Genomic DNA, 15,562 nt, shown 5'->3' with positions numbered 1-15,562 from the left:
GGGCGATCTTGTCACCGACACGGCCTTTCGGGTCTGGTGAAGCGCGTATCGCGCCAGCGCAGCGGTTCTCCCGGGGCCGTGGCGACGAAGCGGCCCGCGTGGGCGGTGAACGTCGTGGTGCCCTCGGGGAGGTCGCCCGCCGGTTGCCACGTGTCGGTCGCGTCCGGGCGGCGGGTGACCAGCTCTCCGGTGCTCGTCAGGGCGTAGAGGCGGCCGTTCATGCCGCTCATCGCGACCGCGTCGCACTCTCCTCGGTCGAGCCACTCCTCGCCGGTGAAGGGCATCGCCCACAGGCGGCCCGCCGCGGTCGCGGCCCAGAACGTGCAGTCGGCGACGGCCAGGGCCACGGTGCCCTCGGGGCAGCGGGCCTCGTCGGTCCAGGGGGCGGGCATCTCCACGGCCGCCCGTGAGCGCAGGGTGCCGTCGGGGGTGACGCCGTAGAGGAGCACGCCGCGTCGCCCCGCCGCCTCGCGCGGGGTGTCGAGGCAGGTCACGTCGCCGGCCCAGCCGATGGGGCGCCACGTCAGGTTCTGGCCGCACAGTTCGCGGGCCACCAGTGCGCCGTCGGAGGTCACGCCGTAGAGGACGCGGGCGTCGGCGGCCAGCGCGCGGACGTCCGACGGTTCGCCGATCACGTCCCAGCCGTCGTGCCCGGAACCGAGGCGGGTCAGGACGTTGCGGGTGATGCGGTCGACGACCGGGTCGTGGAGGGTGTTGCCCCAGTTGACCGTGGCGGCGTTGAAGACGGTGCCGCGGCCCGAGGTGAAGACGCCCATGGTCGCCCAGCCGCCCTGGCCGCCGCTGCGCCAGTGGCGCAGGTCGGCGGTGGCGAGCACGGTGAACGACGGCGGGGTGCCGTCGCGCGAGGTGACCCTCGGGACGCCGCCCACCTCGACGAACTCGGCCGCGTCGGTCTCGTAGCCCAGGGCTCCCTGGGCGAACTTGTCGCCCTCGGTCAGGCCGGTGCCCTCGAAGACCCAGTGGCCGGCGAAGCGGGTGACGTACGACTCCTCGTTCATCAGCGGCATCGACGGGCCCCAGGTGCCCGCGCCCGCGCGGAACGACACGCCGGTCAGCGTGTTCTCGGGGCGGCCGACGGTCGACCACTCGGCGGTGACCAGCGCCGGGTCGTCGACGGGGTCGGTGTAAGGGTCGCGGTGGCAGACCAGGGTGCGGCCCTCCAGGCGGGCCTGCCACCAGGCGGTGTTGCCGGCGAAGATCGCCATGTTGCCGCCGCGCCGCACGAACTCCTCGCAGGCGTCGCGCATCTCGCGGGTCCAGTATTCGTCGTGGCCGTTGACGACCAGAAGGCGGTAGCCGTCGAGCAGGCCGGGCGACAGGTCGAGGCCGTCGCAGAAGTCGGCGTCGAAGCCCGCCGGGCGCAACCAGCGCAGGAAGCCGTCCTCCCAGCGTTCGGGCGACGGGCCGCCGCCCGGCCGGTCGAAGGTCACCTCGACGGCCCGCGACGGGTCCTCCGTCCAGTAGAGGCCCTCGCCGGGCACCCCGGCGCGGTTGTACGCCTGCCAGGTGCCGAACGGGATGGACACCAGGATGTCCTTCTTCGGCCCGGCCGGCGTCACGACGAAGTAGACCTCGTCGTCGCCGGACACGCCGACGCCGGGCAGCTCACCGGTCGCCCTCGGCACCTCGGAGGCGGGCGCGTCGGTGAAGTGGGCGCGGTAGAGGGAGCTCGGCCAGTGGCCGGGAATGTCGAGCGTCCAGCGCGGGCCGGTGGCGCGGGTCGTCAGCACGTGGGCGCCCGTGGTGGCGTCGTGGACGTGCACGCCGCTGTCGCCGTCGAGCCGGAAGGTCAGCGGGCGGCCCTGGGCGCACGAGGTCGCCTCGGCGTAGGCGATCACCGCAGCGCCGCTTCGACCAGCATGGTCTCCAGGCCGTGCAGGAACCGCTCCATGTCGGCCTTGGACAACCACCGGGTGTCGGCGGTCACCGACACGTCCATGGTGCCGCTGAGGTGGACGCAGAACCGGCAGTTCAGCTGGTCCTGCGACATCGGCCAGCTGAGCGTGCTCTCACTGAGCGCCCGGCGGATCAGCGCCTCGTCGCGGTAGACGGGGTTGTCGGCGAAGCGCATGTCGTTGAAGCAGCACCACGGGTGCACCACCGTGCCCCGCTCGGCCGCGACCCGCGCCAGCGCCGCCGACCGGTCGGCCGGATCGTGATAGGCGCTCCGGTACGCCCGCAGCGCCGCCCGCCCCGCCAGGCCCAGCAGCTCGTCGAACCGCACCTTCTCCACGTCCAGGACGAACAGCCCCTCCTGCGACATCGTGGTCACCGCGGTCCGGGTGTCGGCCCGGAACCGGTTGCCCACGATCGGCAACATCGCCACCGTCTCGTGCCCGGTCATCTCCGACACCAGCGCGGTCACCGCCGTCAGCAGGACCGTCGAGGTGCTCGTGCCGTGCCGGACCGCGATGCGCTGCGCGGCCAGGTCGACGGCGGGGGAGCGCAACGACGCCCGCCAGACGGGCGGCGTCTCCCCGGCGCCCGACGGCACGTGGAACATCGTCGGCGGGATGCGCCGGTGCGCGTCCTCCCAGTACGCCGCCGCCTCGGCCGCCACCCGGCGGCCCGCGTCCGAGCCCTGCCAGCGGGCGATGTCCATCGGCTGCGGCGGCCGGGACGCGGGCGCGCCGCCGCGCAGGAGCAGCAGCCGCAGGTCGCGGATGGCCTGCTCGGCCCCCAGCCCGTCGGCGGCCAGGTGGCAGAACACCAGCACCAGATGGGTGACCAGCCCGTCGGGGGAGAGCACCAGCCCGGCGCGCAGCGGCCATTCGTCCGCGTAGGCGAACGGGGTCGCCGCCAGCTCGGCCAGCAGGACGGCGGGGTCGTCGCCGGTCCGGACGGTCAGCTCCCCGCTCGCCCGGAGCGACTGGCCGCCGTCGGCGACCAGGGTGCGCAGCGACTCGTGCCGCTCGACCAGGCGGCCCAGCGCCCACAGGGCCGACGACACCGACGCCGGGCGCGCCCCGAGCGGCAGCACCCGGCCGAAGTTGAAGTAGTGGTCGTCCGGCCGGGTGCGCTCGATCGCCTCCCAGATCGCGCGCTGACCCCAGGTGAACGACGCCGTCCCCGTACGCCCGCCCGAGAAGGCGGCCCGCTCCGTCATGCCGGTGACCGGGCGGCCTCGACCCAGGCCGCCAGCCCGTCGACGCTGTCGAGGAACGTCACGTCGCCGCTCAGGTCGACCTCGACGCCGTATTCGCGTTCGACGGCGTCGATGAGCCGCATCTGCGCCAGCGAGGTCACGCCGAGGTAGGCCAGCGGCACGGTCGCCGCCAGCACGTCGGCCGGGGTGAGTTCGCCGTCACACGACTCCGACACCAGTTCGGCCAGTCTTTCCTTCATTCCGCACCTTCCGTTCCAGCCCGACCAGGTCGTCGGGGGTGGCGTCGGGGACCGCGTCGTCGAACCGGGCCAGCCTCCTGGTGAGCAGCGCCCCGGCCACGACCAGCAGGATGAATCCGGCGAAGACGGCGTACATCAGGGAGACGTCGCCGAGGAGCCCGGTGCCCACGGGAGCGATGATCCCGACGCCGATCGGGATGGTCGACCAGGCGACCATCTGGTTGAGCGCGAACACCCGGCCGTGGAACCGCTGCGGCACCTTGACCTGGATGATCGTGTTGTAGACGCCGTTGACCAGGGCCAGGCCGAAGCTGACGCCGAACGCGCCGACCCCGACGACGACCAGGTCGTCGCGGAGCGCCACGACGCCGCACGACACGGCGATGATCAACGTGAGCAGCAGCATGCCCCGCATCCGGCGCTTCGACGGCCCGCCCCACAGGCCCATCGTGAGACCGCCCGCGACGGCGCCCGACCCGGCCACCAGCGCGATCACACCCGCCTCCTGGACGGTGCCGAACTCCAGCACCAGCGGCGAGTACATCATGAAGACCGGCGACAACCCGAGCGACAGGAACGCGAAGAAGACGACCATCGCCCGGAAGTAGGGGTTGCCGAACGAGATCCTGAACCCTTCGGCGATCTCCCGGCCGACCGTCTCCCGGCGGCGCATGGCCAGCGCGGCAGGGAAGGCCACCAGTACCAGCACGACGATGGTGAAGACGTGGCCGACGACGTCCAGGATCAGGATGCCCTGCAGCCCCCAGACCGCCATCAGGCCGACGGCCGCGAGCGGCGCGACGAACTGGGCCATGCCGAGCGCGGTCTGGGCGATGCCGTTGGCGTGGCCGAGATACCGCTTGGGGACCAGCTGCGGCACGGCCGCCGTGAACGCCAGCCGCTGGGTGGTCAGTGCGACCGACAACAGCGGCAGCAGCAGGTAGAGGGTCCAGACGTGCAGGTTCCCGGTCCACACGAGCACGCCCGTCGCGGCCTGGACGGCCAGCGCCGCCGCGTTGCCGCCGATCATCACGGCGCGTTTGGACGACCGGTCGACCAGCGCCCCGGCCAGCGGCGCGGCCAGCACGCCGGGGATGACGGCCAGGACCTGGAGCAGGGCCAGCTGGGTCATCGACTGGTGCTGGAGGTAGACCCAGAGGGGCAGCGCGAACTCGGTCAGCGTCGACCCGGCCAGGCAGACCATCTGGCCGAACGCCACCAGCAGGAACCGCCTGACCGAGGGCGCGGGCCCGGCCGGGACCGCCTCGGCGCGGGCGGCGACGGGAGCCGGGGCCGGGGCCGTGACGATGGCGGCCAGCTCGTCTGGGCGATATTTCAGGAAGTAGTGGCCCGCCTCGTCCAGCACGACCAGCCGGGTGCGCTCCGCGATGAAGCCCCACTCCGCGAAGCGTTCCTCGTAGTAGTCCGTCGCGGGGTCGTACTCGCCGACGACGGACACGATCGGCGCCTTCAGCTTGGGGGCGCCGCTGTCCATCAGCGCGGTGAAGTAGTCCTCGGCGGCGCGGGCGTCGTGGCGCATGTTGCCGATGACGAACGCCTTCTGGGCGTCGTCCAAATCGGACAGGTCGGCGCCGAGCGCGGTGAGCCAGTTGAGCTGGCCCTTGTCGCTGCGGAACCGCTCCAGCCGGGCCAGACCGGCCCAGCGGCCGAGCAGGCCCTTGGTGGGGCGGGCGAACGGGAAGATGCCGCCGAGGTAGACGGTGTCGACCGCGCGCCCGGCCGCTTCGAGGCGGCGGGCGATCTCGACGGTGAGGGCGCCGCCGACGCCGCAGTGGCCGTACAGGGTGATGGGGGCCTCGACACGCAGGATCTCCTCGACGCAGCGGCGGGCCACCTCCTCCAGGGGTTGCGACTCCTCGGCGAGCCCGAGGTCGTGGCCGGGCACCGCGACCGACCAGAGCTCCCATTCGGGCGGCAGGGCGTCGGCGAGCGGCTGGTAGACGACCGCGCTGCCGCCGCCGTAGGGCACGCAGACCAGCGCCTTCGTGCCCGCCCCGGTCAGCCGGTAGAGCAGCGGCCGGGGGCCCGAGGCCGACCGGGCGACGGCGGCGAGGGCACGGACCGTCGGGTGCTGGAACAGGTCCATCAGGGCGATCGGCGACGACCCCTCGGGCAGGGTCCGGCGCAGCTTGGCCACGACGCGGGTCGCGAGCAGGGAGTGGCCGCCCAGGTCGAAGAAGTCGTCCAGGACGCCCACCTGCCGGAGCCCCAGCACCTCGCACCAGGCGGCGGCGACGGCCTCCTCCCAGGCGTCGGCCGGAGGTTCGAACGGCACGTCCTCGGCGCGGCTGTCCTCGGGGGCGGGCAGCGCCGCCCGGTCGACCTTGCCGTGGCCCTTGAGCGGGAGCTCGTCGAGGAACACCCAGCGGGTCGGCACCATGTACTCGGGCAGCCGCTCGGCCAGCGTCCGGCGCAGGTCGCCGATCGCGGGCCGGGGGTCGGCGACGACGTAGCCGACGAGCTCGCCGTCCCGGGCGTCGGTGACGGCGTGGGAGACGCCGGGCACGAGGCGCAGCGCCTCGTCGATCTCGCCGAGCTCGACCCGGTAACCGCGGATCTTGACCTGGAGGTCGCGGCGGCCCAGGAACTCCAGGTCGCCGGTCGGGAGCCAGCGGGCCAGGTCGCCCGAGCGGTAGAGGCGGCCGTACAGCGGGTGGTCGACGAACTTCTCGGCGGTCAGGTCGGGGCGGCCCAGGTACTCGCGGGCCAGCCGGCCGCCGATGCACAGTTCGCCCGCCACGCCGGCCGGGACCGGCGCGAGGTGCCGGTCCAGGACGTACAGGACCGAATGACCCAGCGGCTGCCCGATCGGGGTGATCGGCCTGGTCGGCGCGGTGGACGGGGAGACGCGGTAGGTCGAGACGCCGACGATGGCCTCGGTCGGGCCGTAGTGGTTGACGACCGGCACCCGCCGGGCGAGGTCGCGGGCGAACTCCCAGCTCGACCCCTCGCCGCCGAAGATGAGCAGCTTGCGCGGCAGGAGGGTGGCGACGTCGTCGGTGTCGGCGGCGAGCGCGCCCAGGTGCGACGGGGTGAGCTTGACGTAGTCGATGCCGCGCATGTGCCCGGCGAGCTCGGGGCCGGAGATGCGGGCGGGCAGCAGGTGCAGCGTGCCGCCGGTGCTCAGGCACAGATAGAGGATCGTGATGCCGAAGTCGAAGGCGAGCGACTGGAGGAGGGCGTACTCGGCGTCGTCCTCGACCGAGAAGCGGTGCTTCGCGTCGGCCAGGTAGCGGAGGATCTCGCGGTTGGCGACCGCGACGCCCTTCGGCCTCCCGGTCGAGCCCGAGGTGTAGATGACGTAGGCGAGGTCGTCGCCGTCGCCGACGGGTGCCAGGTCGTCGGCCTCGGCGTCGTCGATCTCGGTCAGCAGCAGCGCCGCGCCGGAGTCCTCGACCATGAAGGCGCGGCGTTCGTCGGGATACTCGGGGTCGATCGGCACGTAGGCCCCGCCCGCCTTCAGCACCGCGAGCAGCGCGACGGCCAGGTCGATCGACTGCTCCATGCAGACCGCCACCCGCACCCCCGGGCCGACGCCCCGCTCCCGCAGCCGCCGCGCGGTGCCCGCGACCCTCCGGTGCAGTCTCCGGTACGTGATCGCGTCGTCCCCGTGCCGGATCGCGACCCGGTCGGGGCAGCGGGTCGAGACGACCTCGGCGAGGGTCTCCCGCTCGGGCGTGACCGGGTCGTCGGGCCCCTCCGACCACCTGGCGAGAAGCTCCCGCTCAGGGGCCGAGACGAGGCCGAGGCGGGAGACCGGCTGTTCCGGGTCGTCGACGATCGAGCGCAGCAGCGTCTCGAAGTTGGCCGCGAAGCGTTCGACCGTCTCGGGGTGGAACAGGTCGGCCGAGTAGACGAAGAAGGCGTCCAGGCCGTCGCCGGTCGGGGTGATCTCCAGCGACAGGTCGAACTTGGCCTGGCGGAAGTCGGGGTCGACCGGCTCGGCGACCAGTCCGTCGAGGTGGAGGCGGGTGCCGGCCTCGCTGCGCAGGCTGAACTGGGTCTGGAAGACGGGCGTGCGGCTCAGGTCGCGGGCTGCGCCGAGGTCCTGCACCACCCGGTCGAACGGCGTGTCGGCGTGGGTGAACGCGTCGATCGCGGTCCGCCGGGTGCGCTTCAGCAGATCGCGGAAGGTCGGATCTTCAGTGAGGTCGGCGCGCAGCACGACGGTGTTGAGGAAGAACCCGATGAGCCTTTCGAGGTCCTCGTCGGGCCGGGCCGCGACGGGGGTGCCCACGGCGAAGTCGGCGGCCCCCGTGTAGCGGTGGAGCTGGGTCTGGAAGGCCGCCATGAGCAGCATGAACAGGGTGACGCGCTCCTTGCGGGCGAGCGCGTTCACCTGGTCGGCGAGCTCCCGGGGCAGCCTTCGGGCCACGACCGCGCCTCTGGAGGTGCGGATCCTCGGCCGGGGCAGGTCGGCGGGCAGGTCGAGCACCGGCACGCGGTCGAGCCGGTCGCGCCAGTAAGAGGTGTCGATCGGCTGCTCACGCTGCCTGCGCGCGTGGTCGCCGTACTGCATCGGCAGGTCGGGCAGGTCGCGGCCGGCGTAGAGGGCGGCGATCTCGTCGTACAGGAGACCGAGCGACCAGCCGTCGCCGGCGATGTGGTGCAGGACGATGACGAGCGTCTGGTCGTCGGTCAGAAAGGCCCTGACGACGGGACCGTTCGCCAGGTCGAACGGCCGGTTGGTGAGGTCGGCCAGCGGCACGCCGGAGACGCGTTCGAGGGGGAGGGCACGGTCCTCGACCAGTGCGACCGGGTTGCCGTCGACGGCGGGGTAGCGCGTCCGCAATACCTCGTGCCTTCGCATGACCGTGTCAAGTGCCCGCTCTAAAGCGGCCACGTCGAGATCGCCGACGAGCCGTTCGGTCACACAGATGTTGTACGACGCGTCGTCGGGGTTGAGCTCGTGCAGGAACCAGAGCCGTTCCTGTCCGAGCGAGAGCGGATTGGCCGGTGTGACGGCGAGCATCTTCCCTCAAGTGATCGGACGAATGCAGCACAAAGAGGCCAAACGCCTCAGCCGGGGAAGCTAACTGGAAAGGTTCTTTGCAATTAGTGGACGGCGTCAGTCTGGCACGCCCCGCCGCCTCTCACAAGCTCTAAACGTGGCACACCCATTGGGCCGCCGGAGCCCGATACCCCTTGTGACGAGCGTCCGGACCGTGCCACACTGGCGACTGATCTAACTGGAAAGAATCTTTTCAGTAATGCAGTGCTCGGGCAGTATTCATCCGATCTTTGAGGAAGTCCAATGACGCTCTCGGATCTGCTGGCGGCCCGCGCCGCCGCCGAGCCTGACGGCGTCGCCATGATCGTCCACGGTGTGGGGGAACTGACCCACGCCGACTGGGACCACCGCGCCGACGGTCTGGCGAACCTGCTGATCACCGAAGGTGTGCGCCCCGGGGAGCCGGTGGGACTCGTGTACCCCCACGCCGGGTGGCTCGACTACGCGGTGGCGTTCATGGGGGTGCTGCGGGCGGGGGCCGTCGCGGTGCCGATCTCCGACCGGACGCCGGAGGGAGAGATCGGACATCTAGCGGAACGTGTCGGAATGACTCGGATTCTGCGCAATGAAAGTTTCATGACAGGGCCCTTGACAGAGGTCCGACGGGTGTCGCCGGCCGACCCGGCGCAGATCCTCTTCACCTCCGGCACGACCGGTGTGGCCAAGGGCGTCACCGCCACCCACGCCAACCTGGCCCACGGCCTGCCCCGCGACCCGCGCCGCCGGGCCTTCCGGCACTCCAGGCACCTCGCGCACGCGTTCCCGATCGGCACCAACGCCGGTCAGATGATGCTCGTGAACGCCATCGCGGCGCATCCGACCGTCGTCACCACCCCCGTCTTCACCCCCGGCCGGTTCGCCTCGCTCATCGCGAAGTACCAGGCCGGGACGGTGTTCCTGGTGCCCGCCATGGCGATCGAGATGTTGTCGGCCAAGGCCGAGCCCCTCGACAGCGTGCTGCTGCTCGGGTCGGCCGCCGCGCCGCTGCCCTCGGCCGTGGCGGTCCGGCTGGCCGGCCTGTTCCCGGCCGCGATGATCACGAACTACTACACCTCGACCGAGGCCGCCCCCGCGCAGACGATCATGGTCTTCGACCCCGAGCGCCCCGGCTCGGTGGGCCGGGCGGCGGCGGGCGGGTCGGTCCGGATCACCGCCGGCGACGGGACCCCGGCCGCGCCCGGAGAGGTCGGCGAGGTGTGGATGCGCTCACCCGCCGCGCCGCGCGCCTACCTCGGCGAGACCGTGTCGGACACCTTCCGCGACGGCTGGGTGCGGATGGGCGACCTCGGCTACCTCGACGAGGAGGGCTACCTGTTCCTGGTCGACCGGACCGGCGACGTCGTCAAGTCGGGCGCCCACAAGGTCTCCACTCTGAAGGTCGAGGAGGCGCTGCACGCGCACCCGCTGGTCACCGAGGCCGCCGCCTACGGGGTGCCCCACCCGGTGCTCGGGACGGTGGTGGCGGCGGCTCTGGTCGTCCAGGAGGAGATCCCGCTCGCCGACCTGCGGGCCTTCCTGCTCGACCGGCTCGCCCCGCACGAGCTGCCGGCGAAGGTCACCACGATGGACGCGCTGCCGCGCAACCGGGGTGGCAAGGTCGACAAGAAGGCGCTGCCATGACCGAGGCGTCGTTCGCGCAGACCGGGATGTGGATCACCGAGCGCATGGGCCGCGCCCGGACCGCCTACCACATGCCGCTGGTCGTCGACTTCGACGGACCGCTTGACGCGTGCGCGCTGCACGCGGCCTGCGAGGCGGTCGTGCGGCGGCACGCGGTGTTGTCGAGCGCGGTCGCCGAGGTCGACGGCCTGCCCGTGATGGTGCCCGGCCGGCGCCCGCCGATCAGGCTCACCACCGCCGACGACCTCCCCGGGTTCGTGCGGGAGGAGACGCTGCGGCCGTTCGACGTCGAGAACGGGCCCCTCGCCCGGTTCACGCTGGCCAAGCTGGGCCCCGAACGGCACGTGCTGGTGTTCGTGGCCCACCACCTGGTGTTCGACGGCGAGTCGAAGGACATCCTGGTCAGAGACCTGGCCGACTTCTACAACGGCGAGTCGCGGCCCCGGCTCGGCATGTCCTACGCGAGCTTCGCCGAGGGCGAGCGGGAGCGGGTGCGCGACGACCTCGGCGAGGCGAAGGCGTACTGGTCGGCGCGTCAGCCCGGAGAGGCGACGACGCTGCCGGGCCTGACCCCGGCCGGCCGGGGGGCCGCCGAGGGGGCGGTGTACACCTTCCGGGGGCAACTGCCGGACCTGCCCGGCGTCTCCCGTTTCGAGCTCTTCCTGGCCTCCGTGCACACCCTGCTGCACCGCTACGGCGACCCCGCCCCGACCGTCGCCGTCGACCTGTCGACCCGCGTCCCGGACGTGCGCGACAACATCGGCCTGTTCGTCAACGAACTGCCCGTCACCGTCGCGCCGGAGGGCGCCGTCGCCGACGTCGCCCGCACGCTCCACTGCGACCTGCGCGCGATGTACCGCTTCCGGCACGTCCCCTACGCCCGCGCCGTCAGGGGGGTGCGCCCGCGCACCGCCCTCGCGCAGGTCTCGGTCAGCTATCGCAAACGCCGCCCCGACCCTGTCTTCACCGGCGTGAAGACCGTCGTCGACTGGGCCGCCTTCAACCATTCCGTCCGCAGCACCCTGCACCTCCAGGCCGTCGACCACCCCGACGGCCTCTACGTGATCATGCAATATGGCGCCGGCTCCGGCACGGAGCCGGACGTCGCCCGGATAGCGGAGGACCTTCTCACCATCATGAACAACCCAGAAAGCCCCGTGGACGGCGCCCCGCAGGCGACCGGCCTCGACGACGCCGTCCGCGAGATCTGGCAGGACGTCCTGGGCATCGACGAGATCGGCGACGACGAGGACCTGTTCGACCTCGGCGGGCACTCCCTCACCATCACCCAGATCATCGCCCGCATGCGCAAGCGGCTCGGCGTCGAGGTCCCCCTGGACGTCTTCTTCGACACCCCGACCATCGCGGGCGTCGTCCAGGCGATCCGCGAGGCGGAACCGGCCGTCAGGTGACCACCGACCTCGACCGGCTGCTGCTCATCCGCCACTTCGAGCGCGCCCTGCTCGACCTGTTCGCCAAGGGCGAGCTCAACGGCACCACCCACACCTGCCTGGGCCAGGAGATCGTGCCGGTGGCGGTGGCGCCGCTGCTCGGCCCGCGCGACCACGTCTTCAGCAACCACCGGGGGCACGGCCACTACCTGGCCCGCTTCGACGACCCGGCCGGCCTGCTGGCCGAGATCATGGGCCGCGAGGGCGCGGTCTGCGACGGCGTCGGCGGCAGCCAGCACATCCTGCGCGAGGGCTACCTGTCGACGGGCGTGCAGGGCGAGAGCCTGCCCGTCGCGGCCGGGGCCGCCCTGCACCTGCGCGGCTCGGGGGCGCTGGCCTGCGCGTACATCGGCGACGGGACGTGGGGCGAGGGGGCGGTCTACGAGGCCCTGAACCTGGCGGCCCTGTGGTCGCTGCCGCTGCTGGTCGTGGTCGAGCACAACGGCATCGCGCAGACCACCCCGACGGCCATGGCGATGTCCGGAAACATCGGGATGCGCTGTGCGGCCTTCGGTGTCCGCCATGTGGCCCTGCCGGCCGGCGACATCGCGTCGATCCGCGCGGTGCTCACGCCGTTGGTCGCCTCCGTGCGTGACGGGTCTCCTCTCGTCGTGGAGTTCTCCGTCAACCGGCTCGGCCCTCACAGCAAGGGCGACGACACCCGGTCAGGGGTGTCGGACCTGTGGGACTGGTATCGGGAGATGTCTGACCTGCCCGGATTTGCGGAGGCGGACACCCGGGCGCTGGACCTGGTCGAGTCCGTGGTGCGGGATGTGAAGGCCCGCCCCCTGTCGACGTGGGGTCAGGGCAGCTCTGACCCACGCCTTTTGCACGGTGCCAAGCCATGAGGCGGGACGCATGCGAGTCGTAGAGAACCTGAACCAGGCGCTGCACGAGGTGCTCGCCGGCGACCCGAGGGCCTTCCTCCTGGGAGAGGACCTCCTGGACCCCTACGGCGGCGCCTTCAAGGCCACCCGCGGGTTGTCGACGCGGTTTCCCGCGCAGGTCCTCACCACCCCGATCAGCGAGTCGGCCATCACCGGCGTCGGGGCGGGCCTCGCGCTGTGCGGCGACACCGCGATCGTCGAGATCATGTTCAGCGACTTCGTCACGCTGGCCTTCGACCAGATCGTCAACTTCGCCGCCAAATCCGTCTCCATGTACGGCTCCCGCGTCCCGATGCGCCTCATCGTCCGCCTGCCAACCGGCGGCGGTCGCGGCTACGGCCCCACCCACAGCCAGAGCCTGCAGAAACACTTCATCGGCGTGCCCGGCCTCGACGTCTACGAGATGTCGCCCCTCCACGACAACCGCGCCGTCTTCGCCGAGATGATCGCCGCCGAGCGCCCCTGCGTCTTCTTCGAGGACAAGATCCTCTACACCAAGCGCATGCACGAGGTGGACGACCTGTTCACCTGGGACCTCACCGGCGGCCTGGCCCGCGTCCACGTCGACACGCCCCCCGACTGCGTGATCATCGCCCCCGGCGGCGTCGCCCACCGGGCCCTCGCCGCCATGCGCCGCCTCCTGCTGGAACAGGAGATCGTCTGCACCCTGCTGGTGCCCTCCCGCCTCCACCCTCTGGACGCGGCCCCGCTGGTGGCCGTGGCCCGCGAGGCCAAGGCGGTCGTCGTCGCCGAGGAGAGCACCGCCGGCGGGACATGGGGCGCCGAGGTCGCCCACGCCCTGCACCGGGAGTTGTGGGGCGTGCTGCGCAATCCGGTCGCGCTGGCCCACTCGGCCGACAGCATCATCCCGACGGCGAGCCACCTGGAACGTGCCGTCCTGCTGACCGAGACCACCGTTTATGACACCGTCCTGGAGTCCCTGAAGTGAAGGTCCCCAAGCTCAACAACAACGACGACACCTACGTCCTGGTCGAATGGCTGGCCGCGACGGGGACCGAGGTCAAGGAGGGCGACCCGATCGCCGTCCTGGAGACCTCGAAGTCGGCCGAGGAGGTGCCCGCCGACGCGACGGGAGTGCTGCGGCAGGAGATCGCCCTGATGGCCGACTGCGCCCCCGGAGACCTCCTGGCGACGATCGGCGCGTCGGCCCCGACCCCGGTCGCCCCGGTGGCGGCCGCCCCGCAGGCCGCGCCGGCGGGCCCGGTGATCACCGCTCCGGCACGGGCGGCCATGGACGAACTGGGCGTGACCGAAGCCCAGCTGGCGGCCCTGGGCGTCAACGTGGTCCGGCGGGCGGACGTGGAACGACTGGCGGCGGAGACCTCCACCCGGACCGCCCCCTTGTCGAAGGTCCAGCAGGCCGTCGGCCGGGCGGTCACGCTGTCGCACTCGACCATCCCCGCCGCCTACGCGGTCGTGGACATGCCCCTGGACGAGGAACTCGCCGCGACCCGGCGGCTGACGAAGGAGGTCCGCCGTCCGGTCGGCCTGGCCGAGCTCTTCGTCATGGGCGTGGCCCGGCTCCACGGCGAGTTTCCGCTGTTCTTCGCCACTCTCGGGCCCGACCGCACTCAGGCGGTGCTCTCCGAGCGCGCCAACGTCGGCGTCACCTTCGACACCGGCGACGGCCTGTACGTGCCCGTCGTCCATGACGCGGGCTCGAAGACGATGCAGGAGGTGGCGACGCGGCTGATGGAGTATCGCGTCGCGGCGATGAAGGGCGACTTCAGCGCCGCCGATCTGGCGGACGCGAACATCGCCGTGACCCTGCACCACGACGGCGGCGTCACGCTGGCGATCCCGTTCATCTTCCCGGGCACGGCCTGCGCACTGGCCGTGACGGCGCCTCAGGAGGTGCTCTACCTCGACGGCGGGGAGGTGCGGTCGCGGGCGGTGGCCCACATCGGGCTGGCCTACGACCACCGGCTCATCAACGGGCGGGACGCGGCCCGGTTCCTGCACGCCCTCCAGCGGGAGGTACGCGGGTTGGTCGCCACGGAGTGACGGTCCGGCCGCCCAGCCCTCTTGGGCGAAATCCTCGGCGTTTTGGCGTTCGCCGGCATCTCGCTGATGTGTCACGTGGAGCTGCACCAGCACTCCGCAACGCTGCCAGGTGTGCTGGCTCAGTGAAAGCAGCGCGCGGCCAGTTCGCAGCCCGTTGGCCGTGTCACCTTGCTTGAGCTGAGACAACCCGCAGGACATCGGTGCAGGTGAGAGTGGCCGGGCCGGTCGGCGCCAGGGGCGACCCTGGTTTATCGGGGCGGAAAGTCCAGGGTGAACGGATCTCCCGGCGGCCCGCAGAATGACGGTGTCGTCTCAGGTCTGACAAGGAGCTCGGTTATGCGCTCAGCACTCTTACGCGCGCTGATGGCGGTGGTCATCGCCCTGGCAGCGGTACTCGTCCCGGCGGGGCCCGCGTCCGCGGGCATCTGGCAGCTCTCCGACGGCTTCGAACCGGTGTCGAACCCAGCTGCCCGGTGGGCGTTCACCGACCAGGGCGACTGCGAGGCCCCGTACTTCCAGAGCGTCGGGGTCGCCTCGCCCCGTACCGGCACCGGCATGGCCGGCCTGCGCGTCAGCAACACCGGCGGCTGGTGCTCGCTCAGCCGGACCATCTTCCTCACCCCGGTGCCCGCCCACCCCGGCGCCCGCTGCAGCGCCGGCGTCTGGCTGGACCTGCGCAACGCCCCGGCGACCTTCAACCTGGAGGTCATCAACCCGGCCGACTGGACGTACATCGCCCTGAAGACGGTACCGGTGGACCAGACGGTGGACCCGGCCTGGCGCCTGCACACGGTGAGCTGGATCGCGCAGCGCTCCGACGTCGTGCTGCGGCTGACCGTCGGAAAGGCCTTCAACCACCTGTTCGCCTCACGCGCCGAACTCGACGACGTCGTCGTCCAGTGCGCCTATTGACCGTTCCGGCGGGTCGGAGCGGCACCAGAGGGGGCGCTTGTCCTGGATCACCAGGCCGCGGGTGGCTCTGACAGCTCAATGAGCGTGGCACGCGTCCAGCTCGAAGCCCCTTGGCCGTGCCACCTTCGTTGAACCGGGACAGTGGCACGCGTCCAGCTCGAAGTCCCTTGGTCGTGCCACCTTCATTGAGCCGGGACACCAGGCCCGCCGCGCGCCGCCGCAACGCCGCGCGGCTTCCGCGGCTCGTCATCGCGATTCACCTGCACGTC

At 71.9% G+C, this 15,562-nt stretch carries 10 protein-coding genes; 6 read left to right on the top strand and 4 right to left on the bottom strand.

The genetic code is table 11. From position 1 onward, the window contains the following. Positions 1–11: 11 nt before the first annotated feature. From AW271_RS28530 to AW271_RS28515, 4 genes are read right to left on the bottom strand one after another with little or no spacing between them, the layout of a single operon-like run. Positions 12–1,859 carry a N,N-dimethylformamidase beta subunit family domain-containing protein gene (locus AW271_RS28530; protein WP_062340703.1) on the bottom strand — a complete coding sequence of 616 codons (1,848 nt, stop codon included), beginning with the start codon at positions 1,857–1,859 and terminating at the stop codon, positions 12–14. After that, a complete protein-coding gene (locus tag AW271_RS28525; RefSeq protein WP_062340702.1) occupies positions 1,856–3,127 on the bottom strand; it encodes a condensation domain-containing protein in 1,272 nt (423 codons plus the stop codon). The genes AW271_RS28530 and AW271_RS28525 overlap by 4 nt, the downstream gene beginning before the upstream one ends. Beyond that, on the bottom strand, positions 3,124–3,366 hold the full coding sequence (locus tag AW271_RS28520; protein WP_061294331.1) for an acyl carrier protein: 243 nt from the start codon (positions 3,364–3,366) through the stop codon (positions 3,124–3,126). The genes AW271_RS28525 and AW271_RS28520 overlap by 4 nt, the downstream gene beginning before the upstream one ends. Continuing rightward, the gene (locus AW271_RS28515) at positions 3,326–8,359 is read right to left on the bottom strand and encodes a non-ribosomal peptide synthetase/MFS transporter (RefSeq protein ID WP_062340701.1); all 5,034 of its coding nucleotides are present in this window, start codon (positions 8,357–8,359) and stop codon (positions 3,326–3,328) included. Before AW271_RS28515 ends, AW271_RS28520 begins: the two co-directional genes overlap by 41 nt. A 282-nt stretch (positions 8,360–8,641) precedes the next feature. On the opposite strand from AW271_RS28515, the gene AW271_RS28510 reads away from it, so the two are divergent. The 6 genes from AW271_RS28510 (at position 8,642) to AW271_RS28485 (ending at position 15,293) form a co-directional block, all read left to right on the top strand. After that, the gene (locus tag AW271_RS28510; protein ID WP_062340700.1) at positions 8,642–10,018 is read left to right on the top strand and encodes a class I adenylate-forming enzyme family protein; all 1,377 of its coding nucleotides are present in this window, start codon (positions 8,642–8,644) and stop codon (positions 10,016–10,018) included. Further along, entirely contained in the window at positions 10,015–11,430 is a 1,416-nt protein-coding gene (locus AW271_RS28505) for a condensation domain-containing protein (RefSeq protein WP_062340699.1), read from the top strand. Before AW271_RS28510 ends, AW271_RS28505 begins: the two co-directional genes overlap by 4 nt. Next, positions 11,427–12,317, top strand: a complete 891-nt coding sequence (locus AW271_RS28500; RefSeq protein ID WP_062340698.1) for a thiamine pyrophosphate-dependent dehydrogenase E1 component subunit alpha — start codon at positions 11,427–11,429, stop codon at positions 12,315–12,317. The genes AW271_RS28505 and AW271_RS28500 overlap by 4 nt, the downstream gene beginning before the upstream one ends. A gap of 10 nt (positions 12,318–12,327) precedes the next feature. Beyond that, positions 12,328–13,305 carry an alpha-ketoacid dehydrogenase subunit beta gene (locus AW271_RS40910; RefSeq protein WP_062340697.1) on the top strand — a complete coding sequence of 326 codons (978 nt, stop codon included), beginning with the start codon at positions 12,328–12,330 and terminating at the stop codon, positions 13,303–13,305. Then, complete coding sequence (locus AW271_RS40905) at positions 13,302–14,381, top strand: 2-oxo acid dehydrogenase subunit E2 (RefSeq protein WP_062340696.1); 1,080 nt, start codon at positions 13,302–13,304, stop codon at positions 14,379–14,381. The genes AW271_RS40910 and AW271_RS40905 overlap by 4 nt, the downstream gene beginning before the upstream one ends. Positions 14,382–14,717: 336 nt before the next feature. Next, positions 14,718–15,293 (top strand): hypothetical protein, encoded by a 576-nt coding sequence (locus AW271_RS28485; RefSeq protein WP_062340695.1) that lies wholly within the window; start codon positions 14,718–14,720, stop codon positions 15,291–15,293. Positions 15,294–15,562: the final 269 nt, after the last annotated feature.

The sequence above is a fragment of the Herbidospora sakaeratensis genome, assembly GCF_001570525.1.
GTDB classification, from domain to species: Bacteria; Actinomycetota; Actinomycetes; order Streptosporangiales; family Streptosporangiaceae; genus Herbidospora; species Herbidospora sakaeratensis.
This window is presented reverse-complemented; position numbering and strand designations above follow the sequence as displayed.

Bases quoted from the DNA above. Each gene is read 5' to 3' on its own strand.
- AW271_RS28505 (WP_062340699.1), top strand. From the start codon at position 10,015: ATGACCGAGGCGTCGTTCGCGCAGACCGGGATGTGGATCACCGAGCGC.
- AW271_RS28525 (WP_062340702.1), bottom strand. From the start codon at position 3,127: ATGACGGAGCGGGCCGCCTTCTCGGGCGGGCGTACGGGGACGGCGTCG.
- AW271_RS28485 (WP_062340695.1), top strand. From the start codon at position 14,718: ATGCGCTCAGCACTCTTACGCGCGCTGATGGCGGTGGTCATCGCCCTG.
- AW271_RS28520 (WP_061294331.1), bottom strand. From the start codon at position 3,366: ATGAAGGAAAGACTGGCCGAACTGGTGTCGGAGTCGTGTGACGGCGAA.
- AW271_RS40910 (WP_062340697.1), top strand. From the start codon at position 12,328: ATGCGAGTCGTAGAGAACCTGAACCAGGCGCTGCACGAGGTGCTCGCC.
- AW271_RS28510 (WP_062340700.1), top strand. From the start codon at position 8,642: ATGACGCTCTCGGATCTGCTGGCGGCCCGCGCCGCCGCCGAGCCTGAC.
- AW271_RS28515 (WP_062340701.1), bottom strand. From the start codon at position 8,359: ATGCTCGCCGTCACACCGGCCAATCCGCTCTCGCTCGGACAGGAACGG.